Annotated in this window: 23 protein-coding genes; 16 read left to right on the forward strand and 7 right to left on the reverse strand. The window is 46.2% G+C overall.

Features of this window, described 5'->3' with window-relative positions; all coding sequences use genetic code 11:
• Positions 1-11: 11 nt before the first annotated feature.
• Positions 12-515 carry a hypothetical protein gene (locus tag CR164_RS06855; protein ID WP_110023190.1) on the reverse strand — a complete coding sequence of 168 codons (504 nt, stop codon included), beginning with the start codon at positions 513-515 and terminating at the stop codon, positions 12-14.
• 114 nt (positions 516-629) lie between these two features.
• On the opposite strand from CR164_RS06855, the gene CR164_RS06860 reads away from it, so the two are divergent.
• A complete protein-coding gene (locus CR164_RS06860) occupies positions 630-1,049 on the forward strand; it encodes a secondary thiamine-phosphate synthase enzyme YjbQ (protein ID WP_110023191.1) in 420 nt (139 codons plus the stop codon).
• Positions 1,050-1,301: 252 nt separating this feature from the next.
• On the opposite strand, the gene CR164_RS06865 is transcribed toward CR164_RS06860, so the two are convergent.
• A complete protein-coding gene (locus CR164_RS06865) occupies positions 1,302-3,503 on the reverse strand; it encodes a glutamine synthetase III family protein (protein WP_239994489.1) in 2,202 nt (733 codons plus the stop codon).
• Positions 3,481-4,005, reverse strand: coding sequence for an Lrp/AsnC family transcriptional regulator (locus tag CR164_RS06870; protein ID WP_110023192.1), 525 nt, complete (start codon positions 4,003-4,005; stop codon positions 3,481-3,483). Before CR164_RS06870 ends, CR164_RS06865 begins: the two co-directional genes overlap by 23 nt.
• Before the next feature lie 288 nt (positions 4,006-4,293).
• Between CR164_RS06870 and CR164_RS06875 the strand changes: the two genes are divergently transcribed.
• From CR164_RS06875 to CR164_RS06900, 6 genes are all read left to right on the forward strand, one after another.
• The gene (locus CR164_RS06875; protein ID WP_110023193.1) at positions 4,294-4,497 is read left to right on the forward strand and encodes a hypothetical protein; all 204 of its coding nucleotides are present in this window, start codon (positions 4,294-4,296) and stop codon (positions 4,495-4,497) included.
• Positions 4,498-4,624: 127 nt separating this feature from the next.
• Positions 4,625-5,986: an FAD-dependent oxidoreductase gene (locus CR164_RS06880; protein ID WP_110023194.1), complete on the forward strand. Its 1,362-nt coding sequence runs from the start codon at positions 4,625-4,627 to the stop codon at positions 5,984-5,986.
• A gap of 102 nt (positions 5,987-6,088) precedes the next feature.
• Positions 6,089-6,682 carry a TIGR04282 family arsenosugar biosynthesis glycosyltransferase gene (locus tag CR164_RS06885; RefSeq protein ID WP_110023195.1) on the forward strand — a complete coding sequence of 198 codons (594 nt, stop codon included), beginning with the start codon at positions 6,089-6,091 and terminating at the stop codon, positions 6,680-6,682.
• 2 nt (positions 6,683-6,684) lie between these two features.
• Entirely contained in the window at positions 6,685-7,368 is a 684-nt protein-coding gene (locus CR164_RS06890; protein ID WP_110023196.1) for a TIGR04283 family arsenosugar biosynthesis glycosyltransferase, read from the forward strand.
• 152 nt (positions 7,369-7,520) lie between these two features.
• On the forward strand, positions 7,521-8,156 hold the full coding sequence (locus CR164_RS06895; protein ID WP_110023197.1) for a hypothetical protein: 636 nt from the start codon (positions 7,521-7,523) through the stop codon (positions 8,154-8,156).
• 204 nt (positions 8,157-8,360) lie between these two features.
• The gene (locus tag CR164_RS06900) at positions 8,361-9,677 is read left to right on the forward strand and encodes a sigma-54-dependent transcriptional regulator (protein ID WP_239994490.1); all 1,317 of its coding nucleotides are present in this window, start codon (positions 8,361-8,363) and stop codon (positions 9,675-9,677) included.
• A 32-nt stretch (positions 9,678-9,709) separates the two neighbouring features.
• Here CR164_RS06900 and dut read toward each other — a convergent pair whose 3' ends face one another.
• Positions 9,710-10,183 carry a dUTP diphosphatase gene (gene dut / locus CR164_RS06905; RefSeq protein ID WP_110023198.1) on the reverse strand — a complete coding sequence of 158 codons (474 nt, stop codon included), beginning with the start codon at positions 10,181-10,183 and terminating at the stop codon, positions 9,710-9,712.
• 64 nt (positions 10,184-10,247) lie between these two features.
• Here dut and bshB1 point away from each other — a divergent pair, with 64 nt between their 5' ends.
• Positions 10,248-10,991 (forward strand): bacillithiol biosynthesis deacetylase BshB1, encoded by a 744-nt coding sequence (gene bshB1 / locus CR164_RS06910; RefSeq protein ID WP_110023199.1) that lies wholly within the window; start codon positions 10,248-10,250, stop codon positions 10,989-10,991.
• Between the two features lie 82 nt (positions 10,992-11,073).
• Here bshB1 and CR164_RS06915 read toward each other — a convergent pair whose 3' ends face one another.
• Entirely contained in the window at positions 11,074-12,015 is a 942-nt protein-coding gene (locus CR164_RS06915) for an NAD(P)/FAD-dependent oxidoreductase (RefSeq protein WP_110023200.1), read from the reverse strand.
• A gap of 104 nt (positions 12,016-12,119) precedes the next feature.
• On the opposite strand from CR164_RS06915, the gene CR164_RS06920 reads away from it, so the two are divergent.
• The 4 genes from CR164_RS06920 to CR164_RS06935 all read left to right on the forward strand — a co-directional run bounded on the left by CR164_RS06920 (position 12,120) and on the right by CR164_RS06935 (position 16,485).
• Positions 12,120-13,796, forward strand: a complete 1,677-nt coding sequence (locus CR164_RS06920; protein ID WP_110023201.1) for a peptide-binding protein — start codon at positions 12,120-12,122, stop codon at positions 13,794-13,796.
• Positions 13,797-13,886: 90 nt separating this feature from the next.
• Positions 13,887-14,354: a 2-vinyl bacteriochlorophyllide hydratase gene (gene bchF, locus CR164_RS06925; RefSeq protein WP_110023202.1), complete on the forward strand. Its 468-nt coding sequence runs from the start codon at positions 13,887-13,889 to the stop codon at positions 14,352-14,354.
• 16 nt (positions 14,355-14,370) lie between these two features.
• On the forward strand, positions 14,371-15,354 hold the full coding sequence (bchC, locus tag CR164_RS06930; RefSeq protein ID WP_110023349.1) for a chlorophyll synthesis pathway protein BchC: 984 nt from the start codon (positions 14,371-14,373) through the stop codon (positions 15,352-15,354).
• A gap of 15 nt (positions 15,355-15,369) precedes the next feature.
• A complete protein-coding gene (locus tag CR164_RS06935; protein WP_110023203.1) occupies positions 15,370-16,485 on the forward strand; it encodes a chlorophyllide a reductase iron protein subunit X in 1,116 nt (371 codons plus the stop codon).
• A 40-nt stretch (positions 16,486-16,525) separates the two neighbouring features.
• Here CR164_RS06935 and typA read toward each other — a convergent pair whose 3' ends face one another.
• Positions 16,526-18,355: a translational GTPase TypA gene (gene typA, locus CR164_RS06940; protein ID WP_110023204.1), complete on the reverse strand. Its 1,830-nt coding sequence runs from the start codon at positions 18,353-18,355 to the stop codon at positions 16,526-16,528.
• A 144-nt stretch (positions 18,356-18,499) separates the two neighbouring features.
• Here typA and CR164_RS06945 point away from each other — a divergent pair, with 144 nt between their 5' ends.
• The 4 genes from CR164_RS06945 (at position 18,500) to CR164_RS06960 (ending at position 22,453) form a co-directional block, all read left to right on the forward strand.
• A complete protein-coding gene (locus CR164_RS06945; protein WP_110023350.1) occupies positions 18,500-19,345 on the forward strand; it encodes a cytochrome C assembly family protein in 846 nt (281 codons plus the stop codon).
• A gap of 112 nt (positions 19,346-19,457) precedes the next feature.
• A complete protein-coding gene (gene hemA / locus CR164_RS06950) occupies positions 19,458-20,738 on the forward strand; it encodes a glutamyl-tRNA reductase (protein WP_110023205.1) in 1,281 nt (426 codons plus the stop codon).
• Positions 20,739-20,765: 27 nt separating this feature from the next.
• Positions 20,766-21,707 (forward strand): hydroxymethylbilane synthase, encoded by a 942-nt coding sequence (gene hemC, locus CR164_RS06955; protein WP_110023206.1) that lies wholly within the window; start codon positions 20,766-20,768, stop codon positions 21,705-21,707.
• Positions 21,707-22,453 (forward strand): uroporphyrinogen-III synthase, encoded by a 747-nt coding sequence (locus CR164_RS06960; RefSeq protein ID WP_110023207.1) that lies wholly within the window; start codon positions 21,707-21,709, stop codon positions 22,451-22,453. The genes hemC and CR164_RS06960 overlap by 1 nt, the downstream gene beginning before the upstream one ends.
• A 3-nt stretch (positions 22,454-22,456) precedes the next feature.
• Here CR164_RS06960 and CR164_RS06965 read toward each other — a convergent pair whose 3' ends face one another.
• On the reverse strand, positions 22,457-23,800 hold the full coding sequence (locus CR164_RS06965) for a DNA recombination protein RmuC (RefSeq protein WP_110023208.1): 1,344 nt from the start codon (positions 23,798-23,800) through the stop codon (positions 22,457-22,459).
• Positions 23,801-23,878: the final 78 nt, after the last annotated feature.

Raw genomic sequence — 23,878 nt, forward strand, 5'->3', positions numbered from 1 at the left:
AAGGAGGCTGCTCAGCGCTCAAACGGAACGTTGGTAAGAACGGACAACTCGTCGAGCATTTTCTCGAAACCCGGCAGGTTTTTTGTAACGAAAACAGAATCCTTTGTTTGACCGGTCTCGGAAACCACAAAATATTTCGATGGGGGATTGAAGGTGACAGGTTCTTTATAGATCCTGACGATATCGCTTAGAGCAAAATTTTTATCAACACCTCTCCGATAGTTGTACGAAAGTGTATTCTCATCAAGCGTTATAACATCCCCTGCCTGTCCATGCTCGGCAATAAAACGTGTGTTGTACGCTTGAGGAATGGCGAATGAAACCGTTGTCAACAAAAGAAGAACCGTACTTTTCCACAAACACCCCAGGTCGATACCATAACTGAACTTGCCGAACCTGAAAAAAACACCCCAGCCGACAGCAAGCAGCGAAAGCCCTAAAAGCCAGGTAAAAAAATAATAGCTGTCAAGCCACCACGTGGGGTAGGTTAATGGATATTGAAAAACCTGCTGCATTATATTCTTTTTCTGAAACCTTTTATTAAAGCCATAAAAAATAAAGGTTTTTAACCTGTAGTTTACAATAAAACGATATTTCAGCAATTCTCTCAAACAAAAGCATGCACAACCATGAAATCATTCCACAAAGAGCTCTGGATGAACGTACCTGACCGGATGGGATTCGTGAACATTACCCGGAACGTCGAGCAGGCGCTTTCTGAAAGTGGCATCAGTGAAGGTCTTTGTCTTGTCAACGCAATGCATATTACCGCTTCGGTGTTCATCAACGATGACGAACCTGGGCTTCATAGTGACTACAAACGATGGCTCGAAGAACTGGCACCTCATGAACCGCTCAGTCTTTATCGGCATAACCTGACAGGCGAAGACAACGGTGACGCACATCATAAACGCCAGATCATGGGAAGAGAGGTTGTTGTCGCTGTAACCCGGGGAGAACTGCATTTTGGCCCATGGGAGCAGATTTTTTATGGCGAGTTCGATGGAAGAAGAAGAAAAAGACTGCTGATTAAAATAATAGGGGAATGAGAATGGTCGGTTGACAGCACGGCCAGTTAACAGAAAAGCTTTCTGGAAAACAAGGAGTCAAGCAAAAAAAGAGGCTCTCTCGAAAGAACTGCTTCACGACTATCGATCACCATGCATACGTTTCCGGTAGAGAGTCATGCCGCACTTGATGCGGCATCCATACTGACTTTCTTTGAAAGATGGATCCCCGGGTCAAGCCCGAGGATGACTATGTAAAAAAAATTGTATGACTAATGAGACAGCCCCGTTATTTTAGTGTTCGAAAAGCATTTCCGAGTAAGTCGGCAGCTCCCATTTATCCCTGTCCACCATAAACTCGAGTTTGTCAGCAACTTCGCGGACTTTGTCCATAGCTGGCAAAACGACATCGGCAGAGTAATCCGCCATGTCGAATCCTTCTTCCAGAGTATCCATCTTTTCGATGACCGCGTCAAGCTCGGCAGTCAAGTCGATAACTGCCCCAAGGCTTTCGGCGAGTTCCTTGAGATGACCGCCCTGGCTTTTAAGGGTTTTACCCGATACCCCGACCCTCTCGGCAGCATCCACCAGTGCGTTGAAGGAAATGGCAATTTCTCCCTGATACTCCGAAACATTCGGAATAACGAAGGTCTTGAGCATCAGTTGCAAGGTTCTTGCCTCGATATCGATACCCTTGACGTAACGCTCGAGACGAGTGTTGAGCCTTGCGTCAAGTTCTTCCTGTGACAAAACGGAATACTTGACAAACATCTCACGTGTATCGCTGTCACGCAGCACCCGCATAGCCTGCGGCGTGTTTTTAAGATTCGGAAGCGCTCTGTCAGCCGCAGCTTGCTGTAAGTTTTCACTGTAGTTATCGCCCTGGTAACGAACAGGTTTGGTTGCAGCGATCTCGGCACGAAGAACTTCCTGAATCGCCGCGTCCTTGTCAACTCCGGAATCGATCTTGCTTTGAATCTCATCTGCAAGCTCATCCATTGCTTCAGCCATAAGTGTGTTCAGCACCATGTTCGGCACCGAAATAGGCTGGGAAGAACCTACCGCGCGGAACTCGAATTTGTTTCCGGTAAACGCGAACGGTGATGTACGGTTACGATCGGTATAATCCTTGTTCAGGACCGGCAGATGAGCAAGGCCGAGGTTAAGCACCTGTTTTTCGGTTGCGAAATCAACTTTGCCACTCTCGATAGCGTCAAGCACCTTTTCAAGCAGTTCACCGAGGAAAACCGTCACAACAGCCGGTGGGGCTTCGTTTGCACCAAGACGGTGGTCATTGCCTATACTGGCAATTGAAGCTCTCAGAACACCTGCACGTTTGTAAACACCTTTCAGAACGGCAACAAGGAACACAAGGAACTGTATATTCGATTCAGGAGTATCCCCGGGCTCGAGCAGGTTCATGCCTTCAGCTGTTCCGATCGACCAGTTGTTGTGTTTACCTGAACCGTTTATACCTGCAAAAGGCTTCTCATGCATGAGAAGTGCGAAACCTTTCCTTTCGGCAACTCTTCGCATCACTTCCATAACAAGCAGATTATGATCCGCCGCAATGTTCGCACGCTCGAAAATCGGAGCGATTTCAAACTGATGCGGAGCGACTTCGTTATGACGGGTTTTTGCGGGAATACCCAATAGATAGAGCTCTTCTTCAACCTCTTGCATGAACTCGAGAACCCTGTTTGGAATGGCACCGAAATAATGATCTTCAAGCTGCTGGCCTTTCGGAGGCATAGCACCAAGAAGCGTGCGCCCGCTCATCACCAGATCGGGACGCATCGAGTAAAACTTGCGGTCAACAAGAAAGTACTCCTGCTCCGCCCCCGCATAGGTATTGACACGGCTGATGCCGGCCACACCAAGAATACCGAGCAGTTTGATCGCTGATTTGCTGACGGCATCCATGGAACGAAGCAGTGGTGTTTTTTCATCGAGTGCTTCACCATGGTAGGAGATAAAGACCGTTGGAATACAGAGCGTCAGCCCTTTACCGCCTTTCATGAGAAAAGCCGGGCTTGTCGGATCCCAGGCTGTATAGCCGCGCGCCTCGAAAGTAGTTCTCATACCTCCTGAAGGAAAACTCGATGCATCGGGTTCGCCCTGAATGAGCTGTCCACCCGAAAAGCGCTCGATAGGAGTTCCATCCTTATCAAAAGTCAAAAACGCATCATGCTTCTCTGCTGTCGCACCTGTCATTGGCTGAAACCAATGGGTATAGTGGGTAGCCCCGCTTTCCATAGCCCATTCTTTCATGCCGTGAGCAACAGCTCCGGCAATTTCCTCGGAAAGCTTATTACCGGTTTGTATGGTTTTCTGCAATGCTCGATAAACCTCTTTTGGAAGTTTTTTTCGCATCGCCTTGTGATCAAAAGTCAAAGCACCGAAATACGATGATACCGCATTTTTGTTATTGTTTTCCAACAGCTCCTCCTTTATGGTTTTTATGGTTTCTGTTTTACTTTCTTGATTTTTTTTCATCAAATACAGCCAGAACCTGCCTATCCTGCAAGTTCCTGCGGACGATATCGGAACTGATCTTCGTATTTCTCTTTATCTGTGATAAAACAAAGCTTGTGTTGGTCCCGAGCACCCCGGGCCAGCTCTGCACCCTTGAAAGAAGTTGTTCAAGCGATTCGGTATTATGTGTCATGACCCGCAAAATGTGCGAACCTTCTCCGGTTACGGCATAGCACTCCATAATCTCTTCCTCACGGAGCACATGTTCCATAAAGGACTTGTAATGCTTGGATGAATCAACTCTTGCCCAAACAAACGCCTGGATATCAAACCCCAAACGCCTCTCATCCACTTGGGTCGTAAACTTCTTGATAATTCCTTTTTTCTGAAGTTTATCGAGACGCTCGCTGACTGAAGGGATCGACAAACCAACAATTTCAGCCAATTCGCTCAGTCTTATACGACCATTATCACCGAGCGCTTCAACAATTTTCAAATCGATAAGATCAATGTGACCCGACATAAACCTACAATTTTGTATTTGTTCACCACAACGTTACAAAAATAATAAGATTATTACAAACAATATCTAAAATTATCACTAACAAGTCGCGATGAACCTAAAAAAATAAGGACACAACTTTTCTGTCCCGCTGATTTGGATACTATTGCAAGATCTTATATTTCTTTCTGGATTTCCAGAAAAATGCGTAACTATTTCCTTGCTTCACTCTTATAGATCTTTACCATAGCGGCACGCACTCGAAAATTTCAGGGGATTCGTACAATACCCCGAAAAAAACGTTCACTCATGATTGAACTTGAACCTGACGAAAAGCATAACGACCATGGCACATCCGCTCAAAACCGGGAAAGAAGTGATATGGGAACTACGCGCCCTCCTGCGATTGATGATTTACGGTTTTTCGTAAAAGGCTCCCTCTCCCTTTTCGCAAAATTTGTCCATGACGTCGATTGGTTTTTGACGAAAATCAAATCCGGTGACAGATCCTGAAAAAGAATATGAACTTTGCCCCGACCAACCTCTATACTGAAAAACAAATTATCATTATATTCAGCTCATGAATTTTTGCCGCTCTTAATTTTTTGCTCGAGCGTATAACTTATAACTGCATCTAACAGTGAAAGTAGCAATTTTTGGAGCTGGCATTGCCGGCTTGAGTGCAGCCCTTGAACTGGTCGACCTCGGATATAACGTTGAAATCTATGAGAAACGAAAAATTCTCGGCGGCAAGGTTTCTGTTTGGAAAGATAACGACGGTGATTCGATCGAGTCGGGGCTGCACATAGTTTTCGGTGGTTATGAACAATTACAGACCTATCTTGATAGGGTTGGAGCCGGCGACAACTATCTTTGGAAAGAACACTCTCTCATCTATGCCGAGCCTGATGGAAAACAGTCGCTTTTCAAAAAAGCCAACCTGCCGAGTCCCTGGGCCGAGGTCGTTGGCGGCCTGCAGGCTGATTTTCTTACGATGTGGGACAAAGTTTCTCTAATCAAAGGCCTCTATCCCGCTCTCGCCGGAAATGAAGAATATTTTCGTAGCCAGGATCATATGACGTATTCGGAATGGCACCGCTTAAGAGGCGCCTCCGAAAACTCCCTGCAAAAACTCTGGAGAGCAATTGCGCTTGCAATGAACTTTATAGAACCGAATGTCATCAGCGCGCGTCCGATGCTGACAATATTCAAGTATTTCGGTACAGATTACGCTGCGACAAAATTCGCTTTTTTCCGCGAAAACCCTGGGGACTCCATGATCGAGCCCATGCGCCGGTATATCCAGAGTAAAGGGGGCAGAATCTTTATCGATGCCAAACTTTCCCATTTTGACCTCAACGAAAGCGGTTCCATTGAACGGGCCGTCCTCAGCGATGGTCATCCGGTTGAAGCCGATGCCTATATCTCTGCTCTCCCGGTACACAATGTCAAAAAAATATTACCGAAACAGTGGTTGCACCATAATTATTTCTCCGATCTTTATCAGTTTACAGGCAGCCCTGTAGCCAATTGTCAACTATGGTTCGACAAAAAAATAACCGATACCGATAACCTGATGTTTTCTCAGGGAACGATTTTCGCAACCTTTGCCGACGTATCCATCACCTGCCCGAATGATTTCCAGCAAGGTACTGGTACAGCAACAGGGGGCAGCGTCATGAGTCTGGTGCTTGCACCGGCACATCATCTCATGGATATGCCAAACGAGGTCATTACAGAAATGATCATGAAAGACATCCACGATCGTTTCCCGAAGTCAAGGCATGCCAAATTGCTGAAATCAACGATAGTAAAAATACCCGAGTCAGTCTATCAAGCAGTTCCTGATGTGGACAAGTTCAGACCCGATCAAATCAGTCCGATCGACAATTTCTATCTTGCGGGAGACTATACTTATCAGCGATATCTCGCATCGATGGAAGGCGCTGCGCTCAGCGGTCGTCACGTTGCTGAAAAACTGCATGTAAGAGTCGGGAAGTAAGCATCTGCAACCCCAAGAAAACCTGTTTTCACCGGCAAGTTCTGTTATTTTGAAAGGCGTCGCGTATCCTTGTAAACTTTGCAGTGTCATATGTAACGGCTTATGGACACTCCCCTGCTCATCGTTTTTACGAGAAACCCTGTAAAAGGGCGAGTCAAAAAACGCCTTGCCGCAGCGACAAGTGACGACTTTGCATTGAAAGTTTACAACAAACTCCGGAGCATCACCCAAGAAGCATCATCAGCAAGCGGAGCCGACATTGCAGTCTACTACGATAACCACTTGCCTGATGATGATATTTTCCAGGGAGCGAAAACCAAGACTTTTTTACAGGAGGGGAATGATCTCGGCACTCGCATGTTCAATGCCTTCAAGCAGGGTTTTTCAGAAAACTACCGTCGCATAGCACTGATAGGAACCGACTGTCCCGAACTTACAGGAACAATAATCAGAAGCGCTTTTGGCGCCCTGGAGCAACACCATGCGGTACTTGGGCCGGCAAAGGACGGCGGTTACTATCTCATAGGGTTGCGTGCGCTCCTTTCTGAACTTTTTATCGGCAAGCAATGGAGCACCAGTACTGTCTGTCGGGAAGCGAAGAATGAACTCGATCGTCATGGCCTTGATTATGCTTTGCTACAAACCCTTTCCGATATAGATACCGTTGAAGACCTCGGAAATTTTACACTGGATTGATCATGGACATAAGCATTATCATTCCAACGTATAATGAGGCCGAAACCATTGCCGGAACACTTTCCAACATCTGTAACGCCAATGGTGCAGGAAACAATATCGAAGTCATTGTCAGTGATGCCGGCGATGACAACACGATCCGCATTGCCGGCAAATTCCCCGTCAGAACCTGCCGCTCGCCAAAAGGCCGCTCGATACAGATGAACCGGGGAGCACAAATCGCAACAGGTCAAATACTATACTTCCTTCACGCCGACACTGTACCGCCTCCCGGGTTTGCAGACAGCATTGTAAGCGCTGTAGAACAGGGTAAATCTGCCGGTTGTTTCCAATTGTGCTTCGACGATCCTCACTGGCTTATGCAAACCTATGGATGGTTTACACGGCTTCCCCTGATGGTCTGCAGGGGTGGCGACCAGTCTCTTTTCATCACTCGTGATCTTTTCAGCCGGATCGGCGGTTTCAATGAAAAAATGCGTATAATGGAGGATATCGAGATAATTGAACGCATCAACAGACACACTGTATTTACCATACTTGATGATGCTGTAATCACATCCGCAAGAAAATATGCTGTAAACGGCAGAATCAGGTTACAGGTGATTTTCGGGACGATCCATCTGCTCTATGCACTGGGATTCGATTTAGACCTTTTAACAAACTTCTATTCTCGAAACATCTCCTGAAACCACCTTATCCAGCAAAGCAAAAGAGCAGTATAAACTTTATAGCCCATCTTTTAAGGTGGTATATGTTATATTGGCTAATAATAGCATGTTCGCAAGCAATGAAATAAAGCAACATTACCCGCAGTCACTGATCAAATCTGAACCTAACCATGACCCAAGAGAAAAAAGAACAACAAGCGATTCAAAACGCAACATCACAAGATGATATTGCCGGCAGTAATGAAGCCAGTATCCCTCTGCTTATGGAAAACATTGGCATACTTCTCGATTCTGCATTCAGCTCAATGGCAGAAATGGTTGACTCAGTAAATTCACTGACCGGACAGATCACAGACAATGTTAACATTACAGTAAATTCCGAATCTGTTCAGGATGTTCTTGAGGGCTTGAGTTCTGCTTCGCAATCACTGATTTCAGGTGTCAATTCTACAATCAAGGGAGTCAATACAGCACTTGAATCCAAGGAGCTAAAGGAAACCTTTGACAGCTTGGGACAGTTATGGAATACAGTAACTGGAAGTTTTGGTTCAGTGATACAGGCTGCGCCCGTGCAGGAAATCATAGAAAATGTCAGTGCCGGAATCGGTCAGGTTACAGGAAACGTTGGTGGAATGGTATTTCAACAGGAGGCGGACACAAAACATCCCAAGGCTGTTGAAATACCGTTCACTCAAAAGGACCCCTGCTGCGGACATGAGAGTAAAAAAACCACGATTGATACGGAAAAGAACCATACAAGTCAGCCTCTGCAGAAAAATGTAAAGAAACACAGAAGAAAAAATTGACAGGGCCAAACCGGAATTCATTTCTCTACCCTAAAGAGTTATCAGTTTCCCCATATGCCCCCAAGACAGGAAAAGTTTGTGTTACGTTCAGAAAACAGCCATAAGAAACCCCCATCAAGCTCCAGTACAGCAAAACAGTATCGGGTTTTAATCGCCGACGACGATAAATCTACCCGTATTCTGTTAAACCATTTTCTAAAAAAAATGGGTTATCTGCCTGTTGACGCAATCGACGGAGAGGAATGTATTTCGATTCTCGAAAGAGAAAAAATAGACATCCTTCTCCTGGATATCAACATGCCGAAAAAAGACGGTTTCGGAGTCATGTCGTATCTCCGAAAAAAAGAAATTCCGATACCGGTCATCATGATTACCGCTCTCAATGACATACCCAATACGGTAAAATGCATTAAAATGGGCGCGTACGAATATCTCACCAAGCCGCTGGATGTGGACCGGCTTCAGATCGTCATGAGAAATGCAATCAGTGAATCGGAACTTCACGATGCAGTTTCCCAGCTAAAAAAAGAGCTGAAAACCAAGGAAATCTTCAGACAAATCATTGGAGAAAGCTCTTCGATCAAACAAACAATGGAACAGGCTCTGCAGGTCATGGAAACGGACCTCAATGTCCTGATAATCGGAGAAAGCGGAACCGGCAAGGAGCTTTTCGCTCAGGCCATTCATGAAGGCAGCAAAAGAAAACACGGCCCTTTTATCTCTGTCAATTGCGCAGCTATTTCTCACGAACTTGCAGAAAGCCTTCTTTTCGGACACTCCAAAGGCTCATTTACCGGTGCGAACAATGACCACGAAGGATTTTTTGAACAAGCCGATCAGGGTACGCTTTTCCTTGATGAAATCGGAGATATGAACGCAGATATACAAGCAAAAGTACTCAGAGCCATTCAGGAGAAGAAGATTCGAAGGGTCGGAGAAAAAATCGAACGCAGCATCAACTTCAGGGTCATTTCCGCAACCCACTGGAATTTCGCTCATGCACTCGACAGCAATTCCTTCAGAGACGACCTCTATTATAGACTCGAAGAGTATCCGCTTTACATCCCACCACTTCGGGAGCGAAAAGAAGATATCCCTTTTCTGGCAAAGCACTTCCTCGAAAAGTTTTGCAGTGCAAATAACATCAAACAGTTGAGCCTTACGCCTGAAGCTACCGAGGAAATGGTGGAATATCACTGGCCTGGCAATATTCGCGAACTTAAAAACGCCATTCAGCGAACAGCGATCAGTAGCAAAAACATTGGAGAAATAACCTCGATATTACGGCACAGAGGTGGACATATCAGAAAAAACGATCAAAAGATCGCCACTCCGAATAACTGTACCCACCTCGAAACATCTTGTAAAAAAGAAAAAATTCAGAGCCTCGAGGAAATCGAACGCCGCGCAATCGAAGAGGCTTATAAAGCCTGTGAAGGCAACCCGACAAAAACCGCTCAAGCCCTCGGCATTGGAAGAGCCACGCTTTATCGAAAACTCAAGAAATTCGGGCTCAACTAAAAAACGACGAGCAGCACGGCACCGCCCTTTTTTCACTCGTCGTTCACTACCGGCATAGACTTTCCGGTGCTGATTCCCGTATGTCCGAAACCTCCATTGCCACGCTCTGTCTGTGATAGTGAATTCACTTCTTCGAGCGCCACATGTTCGTAACGAGCAACAACCATTTGAGCAATTCGATCACCATGTTGAACCGTAAACGGCTTTTTTCCATAATTGACGAGAATCACCTTGACCTCTCCTCTGTAGTCTGCATCGATGGTAGCCGGTGTATTGGGTAGAGAGATCAAATGTTTGAGAGCCAAACCGCTGCGCGGTCTGAGCTGAGCCTCAAAACCTTCGGGCAGCTCGATACACAACCCCGTGGGAATGAGCGCTGTTGTGAAAGGATCGATTTCCAAAGGAGCATCCAGACATGCAGCCAGATCCATGCCAGCTGCATTCGCCGTTGCATAACGAGGAAGAATGGCTTTTTGATTTATACGGACTATCTTTACCGTAGACATTGCAGTATGCGATTTTTATTGGTTTTTGTTCAAGATAACTCATTCAGACAATACAACATTGACCGTGGATAATAAAACAGAAAAGGTTTACGCTCTTGCTTTCGGTGCTCATCCCGATGATGTAGAGCTTTCTTGCGGGGCAACATTGCTGAAACTCATCGATGAAGGCCAAACTGTTGCCGTATGTGATCTCACTCAGGGCGAAATGGGAACCCTCGGTTCACCGGAAACAAGAAAAACAGAATCCGCCAAGGCAACAAAAGTCATGGGTTACACAAAACGCATAACGCTCGATCTTGGAGACTCAAAACTCCACGACACCGAAGAGGCACAGAAAGAAATCATCCGGGTCATTCGTCATTTTCAACCCTGCGTGGTGTTCACCAACCCTCCAGACGAACGACATCCTGATCATATCAAAGCATCGCGCCTGGTTTATGATGCGATTTTCTATGCCGGACTCAAAAAAATCACCACGCTGCACAACGGCAAGAAACAGGAACCTTACAGACCGCCGCATCTGCTCTACTATATGCAGTTCAAGCACTTCGACCCGTCTATCATCGTCGATGTCACAGCAACGTTCGAACGATCCAGAACAGGAATCCTCGCTTTCGGTTCACAATTCTACAGGGAAGGTGAGACAAACGAACCGGAAACCTTGATCCAGCGAAAAGAATTTCTCAGCGGACTCGAGGCCCGAGCCCGATATCTCGGAGAACAGATTGGAACCGGATATGGAGAAGGTTTTAGTGCACCAGGTCCTATCAAAGCAGCTACGTTCACTGCCCTGTTTCCAGAAAACTGACCGCTCTCTCAACCGAACATCTCAAAACCCACATTGCAACCCACCGGACACGTCATCCGGCTGTAGAGCAGTTACTTCCTCATCAATTATAATCCATCTTCGCCGTGCTTCTTCCTCTCAGAAACTTATCCGCATACAGAGCGGCACGGCACCCTTCAGAAGCAACAATAATCGCCTGCTTGATATCCTTGCATAAAATATCCCCTGCGGCAAAAACACCAGGTACGGATGTAGAAAAATCCGCCCCTATCTTCAGACAACTTTCTTCGACACAATCAAGCTGCCCTCCCGCGTAATCGATAATCGGAGAAGAACCGCTCAGATAAAGAAAAACGCCGTCTACTTCGAGTGGAGCATTCTCTCCACGGATTGTAAGAGACTCAACTGCTTTGTCCCCGTTAATCGCAACAATGCTTTGGTTATACCGCACTTCAATATTCGGCTGAAAATCGAGTCCCTCGACCATTTCGGACGGTGCCGAAAACGAGGATGTCGGACAGAGCAAATACACTTTCCCTGCAAAGCGTGAGAGCACCTTCGCTTCTTCTACCGCTTCTCCGGTTCGGCCGGCAACGGCAACAACCTGTCCCTTGTAAAATGCAGCATCACAGGTAGCGCAATAGCTGACACCAACCCCCAAGAGTTCCTGCTCTCCCTTTATCTTCCTGCTCTTTCCCATCGAACCGGTAGCGAGAATCAAAGCTTTTGCCCTGAACACCTTGCCGCTTGCCGTAAAAACATTCTTTTCTCGTTTGCTCAGATCCAGGCCGGTTACTTTTTCTCTGAAAAACTTTGCCCCGAACGATTCAGCCTGACTTTTCATCGAATCAAGCAGTTCGATACCGGAGATATCCGAACGAACACCGGGATAGTTGGCGATAACGTGAGCCATACCGAGAGCACCTGCATGGGGGTCCTTATCAAGGACAACTGTTCGTAATTCAGCCCTTGCGGCATAGATAGCTGCGGACAAACCTGCAGGCCCTCCCCCTACAATCACAACATCATAGTGTTCTGTATTCATGAAATATTACCTGTTTATAACTGTTCTTTCTATCAATCGTTTCATATTGTCAAGAATTCCCTAAATTTCTCAAAGGTATCATTTCCTTGCAAAAAACACAGGTCATGCAAAAAATAGTAGTCTGGTTATCATTTTTTTTTCTCTGCAGCACGCTTCCCTCTTGCAGTAGTCCACAGGAATACCGTTCGGATCACATTACCATAGGTATCGATGGCGACTTCGACCACCTCAACCCCCTGCTCATACAGCTCTCTCTCTCTCGAGAGGTTTGCACGCTTATATTCCCATCCTTGACAAAACCCTCCTATGACCAAGAAAAAGGAAGTATCGAATTCAAACCAAACGCAGCCGAGAGCTGGGAGTTCAGTGATGACGGGAAAAAAGCAGTGTTTTATCTCAGAAAAGATGCGGTTTGGCAAGACGACGAACCGTTAACATCGGAAGACTTCAAGTTTTCGTACCAGCTCTACGCAAATCCTGAAATTGCCAGCACTCGCCAACACTACCTCAACGACCTTTTGGCGCTCGATGATGGCAGCATCGATTTTGAAAACAGTGTCGAAACACCTGACGATCATACTCTGGTTCTGAAGTTCAATAAACCGATGGCTCCAGCCATTATCCTCGATCATTTCAATGATCTTATGCCGGTCGCGAAGCATATTTTCGATTCGATTCCTCCCGAAGAAATCCGTATGCGAGCAGCAGAAACCCCGATTGTCGGTGCAGGCCCTTTCAAGGTGAAGGAATGGGCTCGGCAGCAAAAACTTGTACTCGTATCGAACGAGAAATCGATATTACCTCATCCTGCACTGATTTCCACCATGAGCTTCATCATCGCCCCGGAGTACACCACACGCCTTGCCATGCTGAAATCAGGACAGCTTGATGCACTCATATCTGCTGGCGGGATAAACCCGAAAGACCTCCCGGAACTGCAAAAGACAAACCCGGAGATCATGATAAAACCCGTCAAGAATCGATATTTCGACAGTATCGTATGGCTGACCATCGACGGGGAGTCTTATAGAAAGCATGAGGAAATCAAACCGAATTTATTCTTTGGGGATAAAAAGGTCCGTCAAGCCATGACCTATGCCATAGACCGCCAAGCCATAATCGATGGCTTCATGGGCCCGAAGCATGCCGTGGTAGTCAATACATCTCTATCCCCCGCCTATGAAGCGATTGCCAACCGGTCCCTCGATACGTATACATATGATCCCCAAAAAGCGCAGTTATTGCTCAAACAAGCCGGGTGGGAACCCGGACCCGACGGCATCATGCAGAAAAACGGTAAAAAGTTTTCCTTTACCCTTGCAGCCCAGGCTGGGAACCCGCGCAGAAACTACGCGGCAACAATTATCCAGCAAAACCTCCGTGAGATAGGCATAGAATGTGAGCTTAGAATCGACGAAAAACTTATTTTCAACAAAAGCCAGAACGAATTCCTCTACGATGCCGCACTATCGGGCCTTGCCGCCGAAACCCTGCCGTTTCAGCTTATCATCTGGGGCTCGGATTTCCAGAACAGGCCTTTTAACTCCTCGGCTTTTCAACACGCGAAACTCGACAGGGTAATAAGCCAACTAAGCACTCCCCTTCCGGAAAACGAAAGCCTTCTCTTATGGCAAGAGTACCAAAAAATACTTCATGAAGAACAGCCGAGAACCTTCCTTTACTACTATGACGAACTCGAGGGATTCAGCAAACGGATTAAAAACGTGGAAGTCAATCTTCTCTCGACCCTCTATAACGCATATGAATGGGAGTTGAATTAAAGCTTACTCACATTGGGGCATCCCTTATTTTTACTATATTCTTGAGCTTTTTATTACGATCATGTAGTCCATAAGTCAAGACCAACCAGTATGCCTCGTTATACTCCCGAACAGCTTGAAAAAAGAAATCTTTCCGTATGGACAAAAGTGCAGGGCATCCTTGCACCCATACAGTTTGTTGCTTTCATAGCCGGCCTTGCCGTGACCATTCTGTACAAATTAGACATGGGTATCGACAACTTTGCCTGGGTGACCGCTTTTATCATTCTGAAAACCGTTATTTTTCTCCTCATTTTTATCACAGGAGCGTTTTTCGAAAAAGACGTCTTCGACCAATACGTTTTTGCACCGGAGTTTTTTTGGGAAGATGTCGGCAGCACTATAGCAATAGTCATTCACCTTGGCTACTTTATCTTATTTTACATGGGCCTGGATGAAAATGTCCTTATCTGGACTGCACTCCTTGCTTATCTGAGTTACTTGATTAACGCAGCACAGTTTCTGTTCCGCCTGATCATTGAAAAACAGCATGCGAGAAAAACCCAAACCGCAAACTGAAGCCAGCAGATCCGCCATGAAAGCAAAAGCAATCGTTTTTACCGGTGTTCGTCAGATAGAAGTGAAAAACGTAACGCTCAAACCGGTGTTATCGACCGATGTACTCATTGAAACGCATTGGTCTTCGATCAGTACAGGTACCGAAAAAATGGCATTCAACGGCCTTATTCCTTCACCGCCTTTCATCTTTCCGTTTATACCGGGTTATGAAACCGTAGGTAAAATCACACAGGTCGGGGCTCACGTCAATGAAAATCTCATCGGCAAATATGCCTACATTGCCGGATCTTTCGGATACCAGGACGTCAATGCCGCTTTTGGAGGGGCATCACAGTTTGTCGTTTGTCCGGTCGAAAGCATTACGGTACTTGAAGGCATTGACGACCCGAAATGCGGCATTGCGCTTCCCCTTGGAGCAACAGCACTCCATTTTATGGATCTTGCAGACATAGCAGGAAAAAAAGTTCTTGTTCTTGGCCAGGGGGCTGTAGGTATTCTCGCCGTCCAGCTGGCCAAACACATGGGAGCAAAACTTGTTGCGGCTACAGAACCCTATCAGAACCGTCTTAACTTCTCTTCAGCCGATCTGAAAGTAAATCCGTCAATCCAGGATGTTTCAGCAGCCCTCGCTGGAAATGAGTTTGATGTCATGATAGACAGTACCGGTGTCATGAACGCTATCGAAACCGGTCTGCGCTTCCTGAAGTTCCACGGTAAAGTAATTTTTGGAGGCTACTACCAGCGAATGAACATCGATTATTCACAAGCCTTTGAAAAAGAACTGTCATTTGTCGCTGCACGTCAATGGGCCAAAGGTGACCTGCTCCGTGTCAGGGATCTTATCAGAACCGGAAAACTGAACACAAAAAAGATATTCACCCATAGCCACTCCGTTGATACCGATCTTGCCGAAGCGTACCATCAAGCCTTCAACGATCCGGACTGTTTAAAGATGATTCTGAGCTGGAAAGAGTCTGATACCGAAACCCTGCCAGAATAGGAATATCATATCTGTATGACACCACGCACTATAGCCATATACGGAAAGGGAGGCATCGGGAAAAGCTTCACAACAACCAACCTGAGCGCAACGTTTGCGCTTATGGGAAAAAAAGTACTGCAGCTGGGATGCGACCCGAAGCATGACTCGACAACGTCGCTCTTCGGAGGAATCTCACTGCCTACTGTTACAGAAGTTTTTGCAGAAAAAAATGCCCGTAATGAACAAGTGCAGATCAGCGACATTGTCTTCAGGAGAGATGTTCCTGACTTTCCACAGCCAATTTATGGTGTTGAACTCGGAGGCCCCCAAGTCGGCAGAGGGTGCGGTGGCAGAGGCATTATCTCCGGCTTCGATGTGCTGGAAAAACTCGGCCTGTTCACATGGGATCTTGATATCATTTTAATGGATTTTCTCGGTGATGTTGTTTGTGGAGGTTTCGCCACCCCATTGGCACGCTCCCTGAGTGAAGAAGTCATTCTTTTGACAACCAATGACCGCCAGTCGATATTCACTGCCAACAATATCTGCAAGGCAAACAACTACTTTAGAACCGTAGGTGGACAATCCAAGCTCCTCGGACTCATCATTAATCGTGACGACGATAGCGGTATTGCAGAAAAGTATGCAGCTGCTGCAGAGATAAACATCCTCATGAAGCTGCCATACGATCCGGCAGCAAGGGACAAGGATGACAGCTTCAACTTCGCGATCCAGCTTCCTGAAATAGGAGAAAAGTTCCGCAAACTCGCCGCTGATATCATCGAAAGAAATATCGAACCCTGCGAAGCGGCCGGGCTTGATTTTCAAACATTTGTCCGTTTGTTCGGAGAGATAAGCGCCGCTCATCCAACCCCTGCCTCGGAAACAGAGCTAACCGGACAACAAACACAAACAAGTCCCGACTTTTCAGCACGAGAAAACGACGATCCCGGTTCATCTGACAACGAAAAGCTGTTATCCTGCGTCGATAAGCTTCCTGATGCCGAACGGGAAATCTACCGCATGATTGATATTGACAAAAAAAGCGTTACGGAAACAGCCGGGCTGCAAGGTATCAGCGAATCGGAAACCGAGAAAACACTTTCAGCCGCCAGAACCCGCCTGAGAAAACTGTTCTTCTCTTTATGAGCAGTGACGAGTAACAAGTGTTCAGTCAGCAGTCTTCACGCTATCCCATTTTCGCCCGCTTGGCGGCCTTAGCCCTCTGATTGGAATCAAGAATTCTTTTTCTGATCCTGATATTTTCCGGCGTCACTTCAACAAGCTCATCATCATTGATAAAATCAAGTGCCTGTTCAAGTGTCATTTTTTTAGGAGGGGTAAGACGAACCGCATCGTCAGCCCCTGAAGACCTCATATTGGTAAGCTTCTTGGTTTTGCAGACATTCAGAGTAATATCGAACTCTCTGGTTGACTCACCGACTACCATGCCTTCATAAACCCGGACATTCGGTCCTATAAAAAAGGTGCCTCGATCTTCGAGGCCAGCTATTGCGTAAGCAACCGACTGCCCGTTTTCTCCACTGACCAGTGCACCGGTTTCTCGTGCCGGAAGTTTCCCCCTGAACGGTTGATAATCATGAAATACATGAGACAGCATCCCCTCCCCCTTGGTATCGGTGGTAAACTCCTGACTGTACCCTATCAATCCTCTGGTGGGAATCTCAAACTCAAGCCTGATCATACCGCCTCTCAAGGTTTCCATATGCTTCATTTCAGCCTTGCGCCGTCCCATTTTTTCGATAACAACACCATTATATTCATCGGGTACATCGATGGTTACATGCTCGACCGGCTCGAGTAACGTACCGTCTTCGGCTGTCCGGGTTATAACCTGGGGCCTTGAAATAGCCAGTTCGAACCCTTCACGACGCATGTTTTCTATCAACACGGAAAGATGCAGTTCTCCACGCCCTGAAACACGAAACGTATCGGCACTATCAGTTTCCTCGACCTGCAGAGCGACATTGGTCATTACCTCTTTCATAAGTCTTTCGCGTATTTTGCGACTGGTGACTTCTTTGCCCTCCTGACCGGCAAAGGGCGAATCGTTCACCGAAAAAAGCATGGAAAGAGTCGGCTTGCTGATTTCAAACGACTCGATCGCTTCAGGACGTGCCTCCAGAGCAAGAGTCTGACCGACATTGACCCCCGCAATACCTGAAATAGCGATGATGTCACCTGAAGTGGCCTCTTTGACCTCCACACGCTGCGTCATGTCAAAAGTGAAGAGTTTGGCGACACTGCCCTTGCCGACAACGCCTTCATCTGTCACGACAGCGAGAGAGTCTCCGGGATGAACCTTTCCTCTGTGAATTCTTCCAACAGCTATTTTACCCAAGTAGTCGCTGTAATCCAGTGTTGTCACCAACATCTGAAAATCATCTTCATCACTGTTTTCCGGCGACGGTATTTCTCCGATGATCATATCGAGCAGCTGGCTCATGTCACCGTCAGGATCCTGCATGGAGGCTTTTGCTATACCGAATTTAGCCGAAGTGAATATATAAGGAAACTCCAACTGGTCCTCATCGGCTCCGAGCGCGATGAAAAGGTCGAGCACTTGATCGTGAACTTTATCGGGATCGGCTTGAGGACGATCTATCTTGTTGATAACGACGACCGGCTTGAGTTTCAGTTCAAGAGCTTTACGGAGAACAAATTTTGTCTGTGGCATAGGTCCCTCGAACGCATCGACAAGCAACAGTACACCATCGACCATTTTCAATATACGCTCAACTTCCCCACCAAAATCAGCATGACCGGGGGTATCCACAATATTGATCTTGCACCCTTTGTATACCGTTGCGGCATTTTTTGATAAAATGGTAATACCGCGCTCTTTTTCCTGGGGATTGGAATCAAGCACGCGGGCATCGACTTGCTGATTTTCCCTGAAAGCTCCGGTGTGACGAAAAATTGCATCAACAAGGGTTGTCTTCCCGTGATCAACATGAGCGATTATGGCGATGTTGCGAATATTCTGTTTCATACTCATCTTTTTCGAGGCAAATATTTATATTTTGTTTCGATTCGGGCGAATATACACTTTTTTTCTTGACTCTGTACAAGGACTTTTCCAAACATTCACTTCATCAGGAACCACCGGAATATTTTTTATCAAATACCCCTCATGACATCTATGGACAACGAACTACTGAACAATACTCTACTTGTCGTACTTACCAGCATGGTATCGCTATTCTACGTCATATCGGTTAGCCTTTACGGTTCTGATTTTTTCAAAGGCAACACCTTTGCCAAAACCTACAAGCAGCCGGCACTCATTGTCACCATTGTCACGCATATCGCTTATATAGGCTTTCTCACCGCACCCGAAGGTTATAGACTGAATTATTCCATCTCGATGCTCATGACCATGGTTGCGCTGACACTCGCAGTGATCTACATGTTTATCGAATTCTCAACGAAAACAGAGAAAACCGGTTTTTTTATACTCTCTTTCTCTGCAGGCGCAGAGATTCTCGGCTCGATACTGCTTTTCACATCGTCAGGAGATGGCCCAAGCTTCAGTGGTCTGGGAATAGGCATCCACCTTCTTGCCGCGATATTCAGTTTCAGCTCCATTGCCATAGCAGGTCTTTACAGCTTCCTTTACCTCCTTCTGTTTCGCCAGATCAAAAACAACAAATTCGGCTTTCTTTTCGAAAACCTGCCAAACCTCGAAGTTCTTGAACAACTTATCAAACATGCTGTTGCCTTCGGGTTCCTGTTCCTTACCATCACGCTTCTCGCCGGCGTCATCGGCTCGATTCAAACGTCGGAAATCATCAACCTTTTCGACACAAGGCTCATAGCCCTCATCACAATATGGTTGTTTTACGGTTTCAGCCTTTTCATAAAAAAGCTTTTTGGCTGGGACACAATTCATATGGCGTACTTGCTTATCTTTCTTTTCGTTTTGACGACAACGCTGATTCTGCTAATGAGTATTTTTTCACCAACGTTTCACGGCCTAAGCTTTTAGTGTTTCCAGCTTGATAATTTTTTAGCTTTGAAGTATATTGATTGCCACTGACTTTTGAACAACGACCAGCAACATCACATCGATTTCAGGCAAGTAACTAAACCATCACATCATGAACATTATTTCAGTTGGTGTAAATCACAAAACTGCACCTATTGAAATCCGTGAAAGAGTTTCTCTTTCGGAAGTTCAGGCTAAAGAATTCCTGACAAACCTGATCGACGACAACATAGCGCTGGAAGCCATGGTACTTTCGACCTGCAACAGGACAGAGTTATATGTTGTCCCAGGCATGCCGGAGGTTGATGGCAAATATCTGAAGGAATACCTCATTGCATTCAGAAATGCACATAACGAGGTTCGTCCTGAACATTTCTTCAACCGTTTCTACTGTAACACGGCAAGACATCTGTTCGAAGTTGCAAGCGCAATTGATTCACTGATTCTCGGTGAAGGCCAGATCCTCGGACAGGTAAAGGACGGCTACAGAATAGCCGTCGAAGTGCAGTCAGCAGGCATTCTTCTTACTCGCCTCTGTCATACAGCTTTCAGTGTAGCAAAGAAAGTCAAGACCAAAACAAAGATAATGGAAGGCGCGGTTTCCGTGAGCTACGCCGCAGTCGAACTTGCCCAGAAAATTTTCTCCAATCTTTCCATGAAAAAGATACTTTTGATTGGGGCGGGAGAAACGGGTGAACTTGCAGCCAAACATATGTTCCAAAAAAATGCGAGGAACATTGTGATCACGAACAGAACGCTTTCAAAAGCAGAAGCCCTTGCAGAAGAGCTCGGAACCAACCAGGTGCTTCCTTATGAATCATACAAGGAACACCTTCATGAGTTCGATATTATCATTACCGCAGTAAGTATAAAAGAGTATGTGCTTACCGAGCCGGAACTGCAGCAAAGCATGCAGAAAAGACGGCTCAAACCTGTTATAATCCTCGATCTTGGCCTTCCTCGTAATGTCGATCCTGAAATCGGTAAACTCAAAAACATGTTCCTCAAGGACATCGATGACCTGAAACATATCATCGACAAAAACCTTGAAATGAGAAGAGCCGAGCTACCCAAGGTTCAGAAGATCATCGATGAAGAGCTTGTTGGATTCGGGCAGTGGATCAATACCTTGAAAGTTCGTCCCACCATTGTAGATCTGCAATCAAAGTTCATTGAAATCAAGGAAAAAGAGCTTGAGCGGTTCCGTTATAAGGTCAGTGAAGAAGAGCTTAAACGAATGGAGCGTTTGACGGACAGGATTCTCAAGAAGATCCTGCACCATCCAATTAAAATGCTTAAAGCTCCGGTTGATACGGCCGACACCATCCCAAGCAGAGTAAACCTTGTAAGGAACATTTTTGACCTTGAAGAACAAAATCAACGCACAAAGTAATCAGTTAAACGTTAATCAGTAATCGCATTGAAAAAGAAATTAATTATTGGTACCAGATCCAGCCCCCTGGCCTTGTGGCAGGCCGAATTCACCAAGGCCGAACTTTCGAAACACTATCCGGAACTCGACATAGAGCTCAAGCTGGTTAAAACAACCGGAGATGTACTGCTTGACTCTCCGCTTTCCAAAATCGGCGACATGGGACTTTTCACAAAAGACATTGAAAAGCACCTTATAGCAAACGAGATCGATCTCGCTGTCCATAGCCTGAAAGATGTTCCGACCGAAACACCGGCAGGACTTATGCTTTCCGCTTTCACAGAAAGGGAAGACACCAGAGACGTGATCATTTCAAAAAATGGTGAAAGTCTGAAGACTCTCCGTCAAGATGCTAAAATAGCAACCAGCAGCCTCCGCAGAACATCTCAGCTTCTGAGTATGCGACCTGATTTCCAGATGGGAGACATAAGAGGCAACCTGAATACCCGGTTTAAAAAGTTCGATGAGAGCGATTTTGACGCCATGTTACTTGCATACGCAGGCGTCCACCGGCTCAATTTCGGCGACCGCATTTCAGAAATCCTGCCTCATGAAACCATGCTGCCGGCAGTCGGCCAAGGAGCTTTGGGAATTGAAACACGTTCTGATGACGAGGAGACAAAAGAAATCGTCAAAGTCATGAACAACTCGAACACCGAGTTCTGCACCAAGGCTGAGCGCGCGCTTCTCCGCCATTTACAGGGTGGCTGCCAAATCCCGATCGGTTCTTACGCAAACCTGAAAAACGGAACGCTTCACTTGCTCGCATACGTCGGCTCGGTCGACGGCAAACGGGCAATCCGTGATGAAATCACGCTGGAGAACTGCACTCAACCAGAGCAGGCAGAGCAGGCTGGGATCAACCTGGCAAAAGAACTGCTCAAACTCGGTGCAAATGAAATCCTCGCCGAAATCAGAAAAACCTGCTGATGATGTCTGTTCTTGTCACAAGGCCCAAACATCAGGCAGGCTCATTTGTAGAGGAACTGAAAAAACACAATCTGACCTCGGTTGTTTTTCCAACAATCGAGATCAGGCCAACCATTGGGTGGACAATACCCGATATTTCAGTCTATAACGGCGCTTTTTTCACCAGCCCGAACAGTGTTCATTATTTTCTTGAAAGACTCGAAGACGAAGCACCCGAAGAGCTTGAGGAGCTGAAAAAAATAAAGATTTTCGCGGTAGGAAAAACAACGGCGAAAGATCTTGCGAACTACGGAATCATAACGGAGCCGGTACCAAAAGTAGCAGATGCCGTAAACCTAATGCAGGGAATCGACGCAAAAGAAATTCATGGCAAATCGTTTCTTTTTCTCCGTGGAAGTCTTTCACTCGGCATCATACCAGCGGCTATTGCTGAACGGGGGGGAACGTGTGATTCTTTAACCGTCTATGAAAACCATCCTCCAGATCTCAAAGCCACTGAAAAGGTGAAAAAGATGGTCAACGATGGTGACATTGCATGTTTGTCGTTCACCAGCCCGTCTACCGCCCAGAACTATTTCAAGGCGATCGGTTCGACAGATATACCCTCCGGCGTTCTGGTGGCTGCAATCGGCAAAACCACAGCCAATGCACTTGAGGAACTGGGAATAACTGTCGATATTGTTCCGGAATACTATGATGGACCTCATTTTGCAAAAGCAATCGCAAAAGCATTGAGCAACGAGTAATGATCAACCATCACCTTTCAGGCCTGAGTTCCTACTGTCCTTTGTATTTTCATCAACAAGTGGGGGGTTCTCTTCCGATACATCCTCCACCTGTCGTAAACGTCTTTGGATGGCACGAGTCCTCACACCCACGAGCCGATCGAGCTCCGTCCCTGCTTGCGTGATCCTGTTCTGAGCTTTTACGAGAACCTCTCCAAAAGCAGCAAACTCACTCTTAACCTGAGCGAGAACTCTCCATACCTCACCGGTCCTTTTCTGTATCGCAAGCGTTCTGAACCCCATCTGCAGACTGTTCAAAAGAGCAGCAAAGGTAGTAGGTCCCGCGACAATAACATTGAATTTACTTTGCAGGGTTTCAAGAAGAGCCGTATTGCGAACCACCTCTGCAAAAAGCCCTTCAGTCGGGAGAAACAAAATCCCGAAGTCGGTAGTTTCAGGAGGATTCAAGTATTTATCAGAAATATCTTTGGCACAGCGCAACATCTCTCCTTCAATTGCTTTTGTCGCAACCGCTATCATCTTCTTGTCGCCCACTTCCACAGCTTCGAGAAGACGATAATAGGCTTCGAGAGGAAATTTCGCGTCTACAGGAAGATACACCACACTTTCACCATCATCTTTTCCCGGAAGCTTAACCGCAAACTCTACCTGTTCGCGCTGCCTTTTTCCGAGCATGACGTTTTCCGCATATTGTTCGGGTGAAAGCAGGTTCGCCAATAAATGTCCAAGCTGCATTTCCCCGAAAACACCTCTGACTTTAACGTTGGCAAGCACTTTTTTCAAATCTCCAACACCGGACGCAAGCGTCTTCATTTCCCCCAAACCTTCGTGCACCTGACGAAGCCGATCGCTGACCAGGCTGAAAGATTCGGTCAAACGCTTTTCAAGAGTCGACTGTAGCTTTTCATCAACAGTCCTTCGCATCTCATCGAGTTTCACCTCATTCTTTTCCTGTAAAACCTGAAGTCGCTTTTCGACAGTGTCACGTATGCTATCCAAGGTCTTTGATGTTTCTTCTTTCAGCGCCTCCTGCCTCGATAAAAGTTCACCGAAATTTCTCCGCTGCAGCTCATCCTGCTGCATAACATGCATCCTCATGCTATCTTCAAAAGATTTCAAAGACGCTGATTGTTCGGTACGCCCCTCTTGAAACAACCGTGCAAGCTCTATCCTGTTGCGCTGAAATTCGTTTTTCTGCTCATTGCGAACCTGATCCAAATCCGCCCGAAGCATAGTCTCACTTTGCTGCAATGCATCTGCCGAAACAGCTCTTTTACTGACCCAAAAAAGAACAAGCAGAATGAGAAAAAGAAGAATGATAACAGCGATAAGAAAATAGATTATCATAAAGTACAGTCATCGCTTTGTTGAAAATAAATCCAAGGCGGATAATGACAGGAACGAACGAAATCCGATCTCCGATAC

It is taken from the genome of Prosthecochloris marina (assembly GCF_003182595.1).
Classification (GTDB): domain Bacteria; phylum Bacteroidota; class Chlorobiia; order Chlorobiales; family Chlorobiaceae; genus Prosthecochloris; species Prosthecochloris marina.